Here is a 14258-nt window from a genome sequence, read left to right as displayed (position 1 = left end):
AATATCATGATGATATAATTATCTGTAAAATATTATTAGGTGGTGAGATAATGGACAAATATAGTAAAGTTTCCATAACAGTCATAAGAAGATTACCAAAGTACTATAGATACTTAGGAGAATTAATAGATAAAGGCATTAATAGAATTTCATCTCAAGAGTTAAGTAAAATGACTGGATTTACAGCTTCTCAAATAAGACAGGATTTAAACAACTTTGGAGGATTTGGACAACAGGGTTATGGATATAATGTAGAAGAACTTCATGGAGAACTAGGAAAAATACTAGGGCTAGATACTATATATAAAGCAGTAATAGCAGGTGCAGGAAACTTAGGTCAAGCAATTGCAAATTATAAAGGATTTGAGGATGCAGGATTTAAGGTATTGTCTCTTTTTGATAAGAATCCTAAGTTAATAGGTTTAAAAATTAGAGAAATTGAAATAAAAGATGTTGATTATATGGTTGAATTTATAAAAGAAAATAATGTAGATATAGGGATAATTACTACTCCCAAGGCATATGCTCAAGATATAGCAGATATATTTGTTAAGGCAGAAGTAAAAGGGATTTGGAACTTTGCTCCCACAGACTTAAATGTGCCTGATAATATAATAGTGGAAAACGTTCGTTTAAATGAATCACTATTTGCACTTTCATATTTCTTGAAACAAAAACATATACATTAATATAACAGACAAAAGGCTAATCTTTAAGGATTGCCTTTTTTTATGTAAAAAAAGGATAAAAATTTAACAATATTAGTAGAAATTAAATATTAAATGGATTATAATAAAAAGAGAGATACAGCTAATATATTAGGGAGGGAAATAATATATGGATTTCAATTTAACTAAAGCGCAACAAATGGTAAGAAATGTAATGAAAGAATTCACAGAAAAAGAGGTAAAACCCATTGCGGCTGAGATTGATGAAACAGAAAGATTTCCAATAGAAACTGTAGAAAAAATGGCTAAATATAATATGTTAGGCATACCTTTTCCAGTAGAATATGGTGGTGCAGGGGGAGACGAATTATCTTATGCTATAGCTGTAGAAGAATTATCAAAGGCCTGTGGTACCACAGGAGTTATATGTTCAGCTCATACATCTTTAGGATGCTGGCCTATATATAAATATGGTACAGAAGAGCAAAAACAAAAATATTTAATTCCATTGGCAAAGGGAGAGCATTTAGGGGCTTTTGGATTAACAGAACCTAATGCTGGAACTGATGCAGCAGGACAACAAACTACTGCTATCTTAGATGGTGATAATTATATTTTAAATGGTTCAAAGATATTTATAACAAATGGTGGGCAGTCAGATACATATATAATATTTGCTATGACTGATAAAAGTAAAGGCACTAGGGGGATATCTGCATTTATAGTTGAAAAAGACTTCCCTGGTTTTAGCATCGGAAAAATAGAAGAAAAAATGGGTATCAGGGCATCTGCAACTGCCGAGCTAATATTCCAAAATTGTAAAGTACCTAAGGAAAATCTACTAGGTAAAGAAGGAGAAGGATTTAAAATTGCTATGTCTACTTTAGATGGTGGTAGAATAGGTATAGCGGCTCAAGCTTTAGGAATAGCCTCAGGTGCTTTAGATGAAACTGTTAAATATATAAAAGAAAGACAGCAATTTGGCAGGTCTATATCTAAATTCCAAGGACTTCAATGGATGGTAGCGGATATGGCAACTGAAATCGATGCAGCTAGACTCCTTGTATATAGAGCAGCTTATAACAAAGCCAATAATTTACCTTATAGTAAAGAAGCGGCTATGGCTAAACTATTTGCAGCACAATGTGCTATGAATGTAACTACTAAATGTGTTCAATTATTTGGTGGATATGGATATACAAAGGATTATCCAATAGAGAGAATGATGAGAGATGCTAAAATTACTGAAATATATGAAGGTACATCACAAGTACAACAAATGGTTATATCAGCCGCTGTACTGAAATAGAACTGGGGAGGTTAGGATATGAATATTATTGTATGTATAAAACAAGTACCAGATACTAATGAAGTTAGAATAGATCCAGTACGTGGAACTCTTATTCGTGAAGGAGTACCAAGTATTATAAATCCAGATGATAGAAATGCTTTAGAAGAAGCTTTAAAGATTAAAGATAAAATGGAAAATGTAAAAGTAATAGTTTTAAGTATGGGACCTCCTCAGGCTGATGTTGCCCTTAGGGAAACTTTAGCCATGGGAGCAGATGAAGCTATACTTTTAAGTGATAGAGCCTTTGCTGGTTCTGATACTTGGGCTACATCTACTGCCCTTGCAGCAGGTATCAAAAAAATTGGAGACTATAGTATTATATTCTGTGGTAGACAGGCAATAGATGGTGATACAGCACAGGTTGGACCTCAAATAGCAGAACATTTAAATTTACCTCAAATTACTTATGTTGAAGAACTAAAAATTGAAGGAGATAAGGTTATAGCCAAAAGAGCATTGGAAGACGGACATTTTGTTGTAGAATCTAAAATGCCTGTACTTTTAACAGCTATAAAAGAGTTAAATGAACCAAGGTACCCTTCTATTAAAGGTATTTACAATGCCTATAGTAGTGACAATGTTAAGGTTTTATCAGCAAAAGATGTGGAAGCTGATTTTGATAATTTAGGGCTAAACGGTTCTCCTACTCAGGTAAATAAATCATTTACACCACCAGGAAGATCAGGTGAAGGAGAAATATTACAGGGAAGCGGAAGAGAAGCAGTTGAGTCCTTAGTATTGAGATTAAAAGAAAAACATCTTATTTAATATATCATCTGATAAAGGAGGAAGTCAAATGGCTGTTAAAGTTATAGAATTAAAATGTATTGGCTGTGGAAAATGCGTTAGAGTATGTCCTTTTGATGCCATAAATATGGTAGATAAAAAGGCTAAAATAAATGATAAGTGTACGGCTTGCGGACAATGTATAGAAGCTTGTCCAGTAGATGCAATAGAAAAAGAAGAAAACAAATATAGAGCTGGTGGCGTAAACGTAGATGAATATAGAGGAGTTTGGGTATTTGCAGAGCAAAGAGATAAGGAACTACTTAATGTGTCTATAGAATTAGTAGGAGAAGGAAGAAAAATAGCTGATGAATTAAAAGTTCCTTTGACTGCCGTATTATTAGGTAAAGATATAGATAATTTAGCTGAAAAATTAGTTAAATATGGAGCAGATGAAGTTTTATACGGAGATCATGAGCTATTGGATGTATATACAACTGATGGATATACTTCAGTAATTTATGACTTAATTAAAGAAAGAAAACCTGAAATTATGTTAATAGGTGCTACAAATATAGGTAGAGATTTAGGACCTAGAATATCTGCTAGAGTTCACACAGGTCTTACTGCCGATTGTACAAAATTAGATGTTGATTTAGAAAATAGAAGGCTTATGCAGACTCGTCCAGCCTTTGGTGGAAACTTAATGGCAACTATTATTTGTCCAGATCATAGACCTCAAATGTCAACAGTTAGACCAGGAGTAATGGAAAAGGCAAAATATGATGAAAAAAGACAGGGCAACATAATTAAATTTATTCCAGAACTAAAGGATTCCGATATTAGAGCTAAAGTTGTAGAAGTAGTTAAAGGCGGAAAGGCAGAAGTACAACTTGAAGATTCTAAAATAATAGTATCAGGTGGTAGAGGATTAGGAAATCCAGAAGGATTTAAGTTAATTGAAGATTTAGCAAAGAAACTAGGTGGAGTAGTAGGAGCTTCTCGTGCTACGGTTGATGCTGGATGGATAGAGCATGGACATCAAGTAGGACAAACAGGTAAAACCGTTAGACCTTCTCTTTACATTGCTTGTGGTATTTCAGGAGCAATTCAGCACTTGGCAGGTATGCAGGAATCTAAGGTAATAGTTGCCATAAATAAAGACAAAGATGCACCTATATTTAAAATTGCAGACTATGGTATTATTGGAGATGTTTATGAAATATTACCACTTCTTATAGAGTCGCTGGACAATGTAGATGATATAGTAGAGGCTTTAAATAGAGGATAAAGAATTTTTAAATAGTATCCTTAATTTCAATTGAAATTGACAGTTTTACTGTCATCTTGACTTGAATTAGAATTCATTCTTTCAATTTATAATTTTAAATTAACAATTAATAATTAGGTATATTGAACTTGTGAAATCAATATGTTATAATTTCATTGGAAAGATAATCTATTGGTGAAAAAATTCACCAATTAAAATAAAGGGAGGTTTTGTATAATGTCAAAAGAAAATCTAAACCCATTAGAAAGTGCTCAGTTACAAGTTAAACACGCTTGTGATGCATTAGGTCTAGAACCGGCAGTATATGAATTACTTAAAGAACCACAAAGAATTATTGAGATTTCAATTCCTGTTAAAATGGATGATGGCTCAGTAAAAGTATTTAAAGGATATAGATCATCACATAATACAGCTATAGGACCTGCTAAAGGTGGAATTAGATTCCATCCAGGGGTTAACCCAGATGAAGTTAAGGCTTTATCAATTTGGATGACTTTTAAATGTGGAGTTATGGGAGTTCCTTATGGTGGAGGTAAAGGTGGAATAACTGTTGATCCTCTTCAATTATCACAAGGAGAGTTAGAAAGATTATCTAGAGGATATGTACAAGGTCTTCACAAATATTTAGGAGAAAAAATAGATGTTCCAGCTCCAGACGTAGGATCTAACGGACAAGTAATGGCTTGGATGGTAGATGAATACATTAAATTAAACAACGATAACATGAATATAGGAGTACTTACTGGAAAACCAGTTGCATGGGGTGGATCTGAAGGAAGAAACGAAGCAACAGGATTTGGAGTTGCAGTTATAGCTAGAGAAGCAGCTAGAGAATTAGGTATAGATATGGCTAAATCAACAGTTGCTATCCAAGGATTTGGAAACGTTGGTAGATATACAGTTAAAAATGTTCAAAGACAAGGTGCTAAAATTGTTGCAATAGCTGAGTGGGCACCATCTGTTGGAACTTACGCATTATATAATGAAGATGGATTAGATTTCTATGATATGGAAGCTTATTTCAATGAGCATAGAAATTTAGTAGATTATCCAAAAGCAAAAATGATTTCCTTAGATGAGTTCTGGAGTCTTGAAGTAGATATGTTGATTCCAGCTGCTTTAGAAAATGCTATTACAGAAGATGTGGCAAAAATAGTAAAAACTAAGTTAATCTGTGAAGCTGCTAACGGACCTATTACTCCAGGTGCAGACGTTATCCTAAAAGAAAGAGGAATTATAGTTACTCCAGATATATTAACAAATGCTGGTGGAGTTACAGTTTCTTACTTTGAATGGGCACAAAATCTTCAAGGATATTACTGGTCAGAGAAAGAAGTAGAAGAGAAACAAGAAATTGAAATGGTTAAAGCGTTTAACGCAATATGGAAACTTAAAAATGAATATAATGTAACAATAAGAGAAGCAGCTTATATGATTTCAGTTAAGAAAGTTGCTGAAGTAATGAAGTTAAGAGGATGGTACTAATACCATATAATAAAAAACTGGCCTAGGCCAGTTTTTTTATTGCAAAAAAGGGTAGAATAAAATTGAATTAACAGTATTTTACTTAAAAGGAGAAATGATATGAAATATAATTTAATTGAAGAACAAGGAAAGATAATAATTAAAGACATAAAAAACTTTGATCCTAAACATATATTTGAATGTGGTCAAGCTTTTAGATGGTATGTAGAGGAGGATAATTCCTATACAACAATTGCCTACGGAAAAGTATTAAATGTAAAAAAAGATGGAAATGATATAATTCTATCTGACACCAATATGGAGGATTTTAACAACATTTGGTATAGGTACTTTGATTTAGAAAGGGATTATAATGAGATAAAGAAACAATTATCTAAAGACCCTATATTAGCTGATGCCATAAACTTTGGAGAAGGATTAAGAATTCTCAATCAGGAGCCTTTTGAAATGGTAATATCCTTCATAACATCAGCCAATAATCAAATACCAAGAATAAAAAAATCTATAGAATTAATGTCAAAAAATTATGGTGAAAAAATAGATGAAAAATATTATAGTTTTCCCACACCACAAAGTTTATCAAAGGTAAATCCAGAAGATTTAAAGGAAATATGTAAAGTAGGATTTAGAGGAGAGAGGATAGTAGAAACAGCAAAGATTATAGCTAAAGGAGAATTAAATTTAAACAGCATATTTAATTTAAATAGAGATGAAGGAAAAGAACTTTTAATGACTTTACCTGGGGTAGGACCAAAGGTAAGTGATTGTATATTGTTATTTGCTTTTAATAAAGATGAGGCTTTTCCAGTAGATGTGTGGGTTAAAAGGGTAATGGAATATTTTTATTTAAAGGAAGAAACCAATGTAAAACATATAGGGGAACATGGTGCTAGAATATTTGGCAGCCTTGCAGGATTTGCACAGCAATATCTATTCTATTATGCTAGGGAATTGGGAATAGGAAAGTAATTGTAAATTATTTGTAATTTTTCCATTATATAATAGTGATATACTTTATTTAAATAATAGGAAGTTAGAGGAAGAAAGATGGTTAAAATAAAAACAAATAAACCTAACTATATAATTAAAACCAAATATGGAGTTATTGTAATATCATTTTTAATAATATTAACATTATTTTTTCCTCATGATACAGTAGAACTTCTTATAAAAATAAATGAAAAAGTTAAGGACTTTGCCGTAGGAAATATAAATGGAGATAATAAGGAATATTTAGTTGTACTTACAGGAAGCAGGAGAAGGAAATTTGGAGAAGAAGTAATTATATATTCCATAGAAGATAGAAAAGAAATATATAGGGAGGATTACTCAGCCTATAATCCATGGAAAATAGTCATAGGAGATATAGATGGAGATGGTAAAGAAGAAATATCCATAGGAGTATATAAAACATCACCCCTTCATCCTGTAATGGCTAAAAGACCATTTATATATTCCTTTGAGGGGAATAAGCTGGAGCCAAAATGGAGAGGTTCTAGATTATCCAAACCTTTTTTAGACTATGTGTTTTTTGATATAGATGAAGATGGAGTAGATGAAATAGTAGCCATAGAAATATTAGCAGATAATAGAAAAGTAATCAATACATATAAATGGAAAGGGTTTGGATTTGAAGTATATTTGGAAACAGAAGGCTATGAAGATATAAGTGACCTAATTACAAAAGATAACCAGTTGTTTATTAAGATTAAGGAACAGAGAAAAAGCCATAAAGCTTTAATAAAAATAGTAGAAAATCGTATAAAAGTAGAAAGGGAGGATTAGAGTGAAGAGAAGAACCATGTATTCAATAGTTGCTTTGATTTTAGTTCTGTCTATTATAATGACTGGATGTGTTGGTAAAGAGGTGCATAATCCTTTAGAAGTAAATAATCCTTTAAAGGAAAATGAACAGAATGAAAGTGAGAAAAGGGAAATTGATATTGAAATAAATCAGGGATTGATAAATATAGAAGTTCCCTATGAACCTAGAACCATTGAAGCCTTAGTAGAGCCATATAAGACTAATGAGAATATGACTAATGTTTTAAATTCTGAGAAATTTGGAAGTTTTTCTAAAGAGCAATTAGAATTATTGGCTAAGAATAATTTTGTGGTAAATCCTACTAAAGAAGAGCAGTTATTTTATATTTATGAGAATAATGAATATCTAGAAATACCATCTTTTATTACTACTGATTCAGTATTACAAGTATATCACATATTCTATGACTATACTTTGAGAACATTGGAAAGTGATAAGCTATTAGCTTTAGTTGAAGAAATGACAAATAGTATGTTGAATAATTCTATTAAATTATATAATGACTTAACAAATAAGGAGTTAAAAGAAATTCAGCTTAAAAATATTGCATATTTTGCTACTGCACAGATTGCTTTAGAAAAGAATTTACCAAATAATATTCCTGTGGTATCAAAGGAAATGGCAGAGGCTGAATGGAATTTAATTAAAAATAGTAGTGGTTTTTCTCAGTCAAATATATTCCCATACAAACTAGATTATAGCCAATATACTATAAGGGGGCATTATACAAGGTCCAAAGATTTAGAAAGGTATTTTAGGGCTATGATGTGGTATGGGCAAGCTCCATTTCCATTGTATTTTGAAGAGGCAGATAAAGGTATAGAACAAAGAAATATAGAACAAACCCTACAGGCTCTCTTAATTACTTGTAGTCTATACTCAGATGAGGAAAGCTATACTAAATGGGAAAATATATATGAGCCAACTAATTTCTTTGTGGGAAGTTCTGATGATTTAAACATATATCAATATGGAGAAGTACTTACAAAAGTATATGGAAAGCATTTTGATATAAACGAATTAAATAATAAGAAGAAACTAGAGAAATTCTATAAAGAAGCTGATAAACTACCAGAACCACAGATAAAGGCTAAATATACATCTGAATCTACTCCAACAGGCAAACAATTTAGACTCATGGGACAAAGGTATGTAATAGATGCAGAAATAATGCAGGAATTGGTAGAACCCTTTGCCAGACCAATAGCATCGGGACTTGATGTAATGGGAGTATTAGGGTCAGAAAGAGCTAAAGTAATTCAATTGACTAAGGAGGAGAATCAACAGTGGAAAGATTATCCTGTTATATTTCAAAATTTAAAAGAAAAGTTCAACAGACTATCAGATAAGTCTTGGAGAGCCAATATGTATCAAGGATGGTTATGGGTATTAAAAGGATTTTTAGAGCCTTTTGGTGAAGGTTATCCATCTTTTATGACCAATGAAGCTTGGAATGATAAAGATTTAAACACAGCATTGGGGTCTTGGTCAGAACTTAAACATGATACAATTCTATATGGAAAACAAATAGGGGCAGAATGTGGTGATGGATATGAAGAGAATATTCCAAAAGGATATGTGGAACCTAATATAGAAGTGTATGAAAAACTTCTTTGGCTTACAAAGTTTTCAAGGAAAAATTTATCTGCAAGGGGACTTACTGTAGAAAGTATTCATATGAAAATGGAGAAATTTGAGGATATATTAGAATTTCTAATTAATTGTTCTATTAAAGAGCTTAGAAATGAAAGCTTAACTATAGAAGAATATGAACGTATCAATATTTTTGGCGGAATTTTAGAGGATTTAACTGCTTCATTTGCAGGGGATTATATGCGTTGGTTTGAGATAACTTCTGAAACAGATAAGAACATGGCAGTTATTGCTGATTTTCAAACTTTAGCACCCAATAAATATAGTGATGGTGGATATGTAGAAGCAGGAGTAGGTCCTGCCTACGAAATATATGTGGTTGTACCTATAGATGGCAATCTATATCTTACAAGGGGAGCTATATTTAGTTATCATGAATTTATATCTGGAGAGAGGCTAACAGATGAAAAATGGCAGGAAATGATTAAGGAAAATAATCAGCCACCTATGCCACAGTGGACAAATTCCTTTATAAGAGAGGGAAAAGGAGAAATACCTTATCCCAATGGGAGTGAATAAATGAGTAAAGGGTGCAGAATTTAAGAGGTGACAAAATGTATAAAATTTTTGTTATAGAAGATGATGAAAAAATTTTAAATCTTATTAAGGATAGATTAGAAAGATATAATTATATAGTGACTACAGTTAAGGATTATTCCAATATAAAAGGAGAATTTATAATTGAGAATCCACATATAGTCCTGTTGGATATAAATTTACCTAATTATGATGGCTTCTTTTGGTGCAGAGAATTGAGAAGTATATCTAAGGTTCCTATAATATTTATTTCAGCTAGGTTTTCAGATATGGATCAAGTAATGGCAATAGAAAATGGTGGGGATGATTATATCATAAAACCCTTTTCCTTTGATTTATTATTGGCAAAAATAAAAGGAGCAATAAGAAGAACATATGGTGAATATGCAGAGAACAATACAAAGGATATATATGAAGTAGACGGAGTATATTTATATAAAAATCAAAGTATAGTTGAATGGACAGGGAAAAAGATAGAGTTAAGTAAAAAGGAATTTAGTCTTCTGTATATTCTTATATCCAATATAAATGAAATAGTATCTCGTGAAATACTATTAGAAGAATTATGGGATGATGTTGAGTTTGTAGATGATAATACCTTATCAGTAAATATTGCTAGGCTAAGAAAACGCTTAGAGGATATAGGAATATATGATACAATTCAGACCAAAAGAGGCCAAGGTTATTCCATGATAAAAACTTGGGATTAGGTGATAAAATGAGATTTAGAGATTATTTGAAAGATAGATTATTTTATATTATTATATATTTCCTTAGTAATTTTCTAGCTATAATCATAATGATGCTTGATTTAATAATTAGAAAGGAAAGGTTTCATACAGCAAATATAATATATGCTTTTGTTTTATCAACTATATTCTTGACAGTTTTTCTATCTATTGATTTTGGGAGAAAAAGAAAGTTTTATAATTTAATCAGTAATAAATTGGATAATGATGTTGAATTAACTGATGTATTCAATATTCCAGATAAAATAAGCAGAGAGTATGATTTATTTAAAGAGGTCTTAATCAGCAATTATCTTAAATATATAAGTACATTGGAAAAGCATAAAAAGTCTTCTGAAACACAAAATTATTTTAATAATAGATGGATTCATCAGATGAAAACTCCAGTATCGGTTATTAAGCTTATTTTGGAAGATGAAAGGGATAGGGATATTGATGAATATACTAGAAAAAATTATGAAAGTATTGGAGAGGAAGTAGAAAAGCTATCTCATGGTCTAGAAATGGCATTATATACACTTAGGGTCAGCAATTTTGAACTGGACTTTAAAGTAGAAGATGTTAGTTTATTTGAAATCCTTAGAAGTATTATAAATGAAAATAAAAATGCCTTTATAGCAAATTCTATTTATCCTAAAATAATTTCAAAGGAAGACAAAATAGTTAAAAGCGATAAAAAATGGATTAAATTTGTAATCAGTCAAATACTATCTAATAGTATTAAATATTCGAAGGTTAAGGATAGTAATAATAAGGTAATAGATATAGAAGTCTATGATGAAAATAATAAAACTGTAGTTCTAATTGAAGATAGGGGAGTAGGTATACCTAAGCAGGATTTAGATAGGGTGTTTGATCCTTTTTTCACTGGGAAGAATGGCAGGAAATATTTGGAATCTACAGGAATGGGACTGTACCTTGTGAAGGATGTATGTGATAAACTAGGTCATGGAGTATCCATAGAATCCATTGAAGGAGAAGGTACAAAATCAAGTATTATTTTTTACCACGGCAAGAGTATTTATGACCTAACACAGTGAACGGAGTGAGTAAATAGATTTGAGTTGGGAAACTGCGGAAAATGACCTAACCTAACAATATTGTAAGATAATATCTCCATTTGAAAGGGAAATCGATAGAAAGATTTCCCTTAAATTATTATGATATATATAGAAATACAAATCAGGAGGTAATGAAATGGCAGTATTACAAACTAAAGATTTATCTAAAATATATGGAAGCAAAGGCAAAGGAATATCAGTAAAGGCGTTAGATAATTTTAACATGAATATAAAAGAAGGAGAATTTGTGGGAATAATGGGTCCTTCAGGTAGTGGAAAGACTACATTATTAAATATCCTTGCTACAATAGACTCTCCATCATCAGGAGAAATCAATATAAATGGAGAAGATCCATACAGGCTAAAAGAAGATAAATTGGCTATATTTAGAAGAAGAAATTTGGGTTTTATATTTCAAGATTTTAATCTATTAGACACATTGTCAGTAAAAGAAAATATAATTCTTCCTTTAGTTTTAGAAGGACTATTAAAAAAAGAAATAGAAAAGAAATTAGATGAAATATCATCCATATTAAATATTAAGGATATTTTAGATAAAAGAACCTATGAAATATCAGGAGGACAGCAGCAAAGGACTGCTTGTGCAAGGGCATTAATTAATAATCCAGCTATTATTCTAGCAGATGAACCTACAGGGAACTTAGATTCTAAGGCATCCTTTGATTTAATGAGTTCTTTAGAGAAAATTAATGAAAAGAGAAAGGCAACCATAGTAATGGTAACTCATGATGCCTTTGCAGCTAGTTTCTGTAAGAGAATAATAATGATAAAGGATGGAAAATTTTTCACTGAAATAGTTAAGGATTCTAACAGACAAATATTTTTTAAAGAAATATTAGATGCCTTATCTCTTTTAGGAGGTGGGTATAATGAAAATATCTAATATGGCTCTTAGTAATGTTAAAGGAAATCTATATAGATATGTAATGTATTATTTAAGCAATGCGTTTGCTGTTACAGCATTTTTTATATTTGCTAACTTTGTATTTCATCCCTCTTTAAATTATAAGGGTATAGGTGGACATCCAGTATCACAAATGGGAGTAATTAATAGTATGATAGCTTGTCAAGTTATTATAGTAATATTTTCCGTGTTATTTGTGGAATATTCTACCTCCATATTTTTGAAGTCTCGAGGGAAGGAGTTTGGATTACTTTCTTTATATGGAATGACAAGAAAACAAATAAGGAAATATGTATTTATAGAAAACACTATAATAACAATTTTATCCATAGGAACTGGGATATTGTCAGGATTAGTTTTTTCTAAATTATTTCTTATGGCCATGGAAGCATTTATGGATATTAGCCTTCCATTTAATATATCCTTTAAGGCTTTAGGGCTTACGATTTTAGTGTTTTTTGTTTTATTTGAAATAGTAAGTATTTTAATGCTTTTTAAAATAAAAAATAAAGAAATAATACAACAGATTAAAAGCAATAGGATACCTAAGGAAATACCAAACTTTTCGAGAAAAAAATCAATTCTTGGTGTTAGTTTATTGGTCTTAGGATATGGTATAGCTTGGATTGTAGAAGGAGCTTTTGTCCCTTTGGCTATGCTTCCAGTTATATTTATAGTTGTAGCTGGTACCTATTTTACATTTACTCAATTTAGCATAGCTGTGGCTAATAAAGTTTTAAAAAATGAAAATATCCTTTATAAAAAGGTTAATATGATATCCTATTCTCAAATGATATTCAAATTACAAGATACAGCTAAGGTATTATTTGCAGCAGCGATTTTAGGTGCAATTACCTTTACTGCTACAGAAACTATATATTCATTTTTTACAGAAAGTTCAAGTATATCAGGAATTGATACACCAGAGGATATTGGAATAATACAAAAAGGAGAAACATTGAAGGATAATCAGAGCATAGATAAAGTAAAAGAAATCCTAGAAAATTATGATTTAAAAATAAATGAGTTTCATACAGTTAAAAATATAAGGATTAAAAATGAATCAAAAAAAATTAATGATAATATTAGGGAAGAAATTTTACTTATATCCAATGAGGATTATAATAAACTAGCAGTTTATCAAGGAAAGGATGAAATTACAGTAAAAGAGAATGAGGTAGTATATAATTTTCCTTATGAGATAATTGACTATAATGGTAAACCAGAAAAGATTAAGAGGTATCCTTTAGAAACAGCACAATTAAAACTAAAGGACAAAGTAAAAGAATATAAAGTAAGTGGAGAATTACATGATAGTGTAATGTCATTAAATAAACTAGGATATTTTGATGCCTTTATATTAAATGATAAAGACTATGAAAACTGGCTGGAAATAGCAGGAGATGAGGATCTAGTTATATACAATGGAATAAAACTAGATAAATGGAAGAATTCCTTTGATGCTTCAGTTGAAATAAAGGAGATGTTGGGAAGTAAATATGAATACAGCTATTATGCCAAGGCAATTCCATATAAAAGTATTAAAAATAGTTTCGGACTCACATTATTCATAGGATTTTTCATAGCCTTTTTATTCTTTATAGCTTCAGGCAGTATAATATATTTTAAACTATTCAACGAAGTAAAACAGGATAAAGTAGAATACGACATACTTAGAAAAATTGGAACAACGGAGAAGGAGATAAATAAGATAATAACTAAGCAAATAGGGACTATATTCTTTTTGCCCTTTGTGGTTAGTACTACACATTCTTTGTTTGCATTGAAATCTCTTTCTAATTTACTTCAAAAAAATCTTTTTGCAAACGGACTTGTAGTTGCATTGGGATATTTAGTGTTTCAGATGATTTATTTTATTATAATAAGGACAATGTATATAAGAAAAGTAAAATATAATTAAAAAAATAGAGTAAAAATGGAATAAGTAACTATTCATTATTAGTTATTCACTATTCACTGTATTTAA

The 14258-nt window shown here is 30.7% G+C and carries 12 protein-coding genes; all 12 read left to right on the top strand.

Annotation, left to right across the window (positions count from 1 at the left end):
• Positions 1-50 precede the first annotated feature (50 nt).
• The 12 genes from KQI41_RS15200 (at position 51) to KQI41_RS15145 (ending at position 14192) form a co-directional block, all read left to right on the top strand.
• Positions 51-689, top strand: a complete 639-nt coding sequence (locus KQI41_RS15200) for a redox-sensing transcriptional repressor Rex (protein ID WP_154442413.1) — start codon at positions 51-53, stop codon at positions 687-689.
• A gap of 148 nt (positions 690-837) precedes the next feature.
• Positions 838-1977 (top strand): acyl-CoA dehydrogenase, encoded by a 1140-nt coding sequence (locus tag KQI41_RS15195; RefSeq protein ID WP_154442411.1) that lies wholly within the window; start codon positions 838-840, stop codon positions 1975-1977.
• Positions 1978-1995: 18 nt separating this feature from the next.
• Positions 1996-2787, top strand: coding sequence for an electron transfer flavoprotein subunit beta/FixA family protein (locus KQI41_RS15190; RefSeq protein ID WP_154442409.1), 792 nt, complete (start codon positions 1996-1998; stop codon positions 2785-2787).
• 28 nt (positions 2788-2815) lie between these two features.
• Complete coding sequence (locus tag KQI41_RS15185; protein ID WP_154442407.1) at positions 2816-4036, top strand: electron transfer flavoprotein subunit alpha; 1221 nt, start codon at positions 2816-2818, stop codon at positions 4034-4036.
• A gap of 216 nt (positions 4037-4252) precedes the next feature.
• The gene (locus KQI41_RS15180) at positions 4253-5521 is read left to right on the top strand and encodes a Glu/Leu/Phe/Val family dehydrogenase (protein ID WP_216585601.1); all 1269 of its coding nucleotides are present in this window, start codon (positions 4253-4255) and stop codon (positions 5519-5521) included.
• A gap of 99 nt (positions 5522-5620) precedes the next feature.
• Positions 5621-6490: a DNA-3-methyladenine glycosylase family protein gene (locus KQI41_RS15175; RefSeq protein ID WP_216585600.1), complete on the top strand. Its 870-nt coding sequence runs from the start codon at positions 5621-5623 to the stop codon at positions 6488-6490.
• 78 nt (positions 6491-6568) lie between these two features.
• A complete protein-coding gene (locus KQI41_RS15170; RefSeq protein WP_154442401.1) occupies positions 6569-7306 on the top strand; it encodes a hypothetical protein in 738 nt (245 codons plus the stop codon).
• Position 7307: 1 nt separating this feature from the next.
• Positions 7308-9518, top strand: coding sequence for a DUF3160 domain-containing protein (locus KQI41_RS15165; protein WP_154442399.1), 2211 nt, complete (start codon positions 7308-7310; stop codon positions 9516-9518).
• A gap of 35 nt (positions 9519-9553) precedes the next feature.
• On the top strand, positions 9554-10246 hold the full coding sequence (locus KQI41_RS15160) for a response regulator transcription factor (protein WP_154442397.1): 693 nt from the start codon (positions 9554-9556) through the stop codon (positions 10244-10246).
• A gap of 8 nt (positions 10247-10254) precedes the next feature.
• Positions 10255-11325, top strand: coding sequence for a sensor histidine kinase (locus tag KQI41_RS15155; protein ID WP_216585599.1), 1071 nt, complete (start codon positions 10255-10257; stop codon positions 11323-11325).
• A gap of 157 nt (positions 11326-11482) precedes the next feature.
• Positions 11483-12250 carry an ABC transporter ATP-binding protein gene (locus KQI41_RS15150; protein WP_216585598.1) on the top strand — a complete coding sequence of 256 codons (768 nt, stop codon included), beginning with the start codon at positions 11483-11485 and terminating at the stop codon, positions 12248-12250.
• Positions 12237-14192 (top strand): ABC transporter permease, encoded by a 1956-nt coding sequence (locus tag KQI41_RS15145; protein ID WP_216585597.1) that lies wholly within the window; start codon positions 12237-12239, stop codon positions 14190-14192. The genes KQI41_RS15150 and KQI41_RS15145 overlap by 14 nt, the downstream gene beginning before the upstream one ends.
• The last annotated feature ends 66 nt before the right edge of the window (positions 14193-14258 follow it).

The organism is Tissierella pigra (assembly GCF_018917845.1).
In the GTDB taxonomy this organism is placed as follows: domain Bacteria; phylum Bacillota; class Clostridia; order Tissierellales; family Tissierellaceae; genus Tissierella; species Tissierella pigra.
The sequence above is the reverse complement of the archived record's forward strand: the minus strand, read 5'-3'. Positions and strand labels throughout refer to the sequence as shown.

Excerpts from the sequence above, each read along its gene's own strand:
- KQI41_RS15200 (WP_154442413.1), top strand. The coding sequence starts at position 51 with ATGGACAAATATAGTAAAGTTTCCATAACAGTCATAAGAAGATTACCA.
- KQI41_RS15195 (WP_154442411.1), top strand. The coding sequence starts at position 838 with ATGGATTTCAATTTAACTAAAGCGCAACAAATGGTAAGAAATGTAATG.
- KQI41_RS15190 (WP_154442409.1), top strand. The coding sequence starts at position 1,996 with ATGAATATTATTGTATGTATAAAACAAGTACCAGATACTAATGAAGTT.
- KQI41_RS15185 (WP_154442407.1), top strand. The coding sequence starts at position 2,816 with ATGGCTGTTAAAGTTATAGAATTAAAATGTATTGGCTGTGGAAAATGC.
- KQI41_RS15180 (WP_216585601.1), top strand. The coding sequence starts at position 4,253 with ATGTCAAAAGAAAATCTAAACCCATTAGAAAGTGCTCAGTTACAAGTT.
- KQI41_RS15175 (WP_216585600.1), top strand. The coding sequence starts at position 5,621 with ATGAAATATAATTTAATTGAAGAACAAGGAAAGATAATAATTAAAGAC.
- KQI41_RS15170 (WP_154442401.1), top strand. The coding sequence starts at position 6,569 with ATGGTTAAAATAAAAACAAATAAACCTAACTATATAATTAAAACCAAA.
- KQI41_RS15160 (WP_154442397.1), top strand. The coding sequence starts at position 9,554 with ATGTATAAAATTTTTGTTATAGAAGATGATGAAAAAATTTTAAATCTT.
- KQI41_RS15155 (WP_216585599.1), top strand. The coding sequence starts at position 10,255 with ATGAGATTTAGAGATTATTTGAAAGATAGATTATTTTATATTATTATA.
- KQI41_RS15150 (WP_216585598.1), top strand. The coding sequence starts at position 11,483 with ATGGCAGTATTACAAACTAAAGATTTATCTAAAATATATGGAAGCAAA.
- KQI41_RS15145 (WP_216585597.1), top strand. The coding sequence starts at position 12,237 with ATGAAAATATCTAATATGGCTCTTAGTAATGTTAAAGGAAATCTATAT.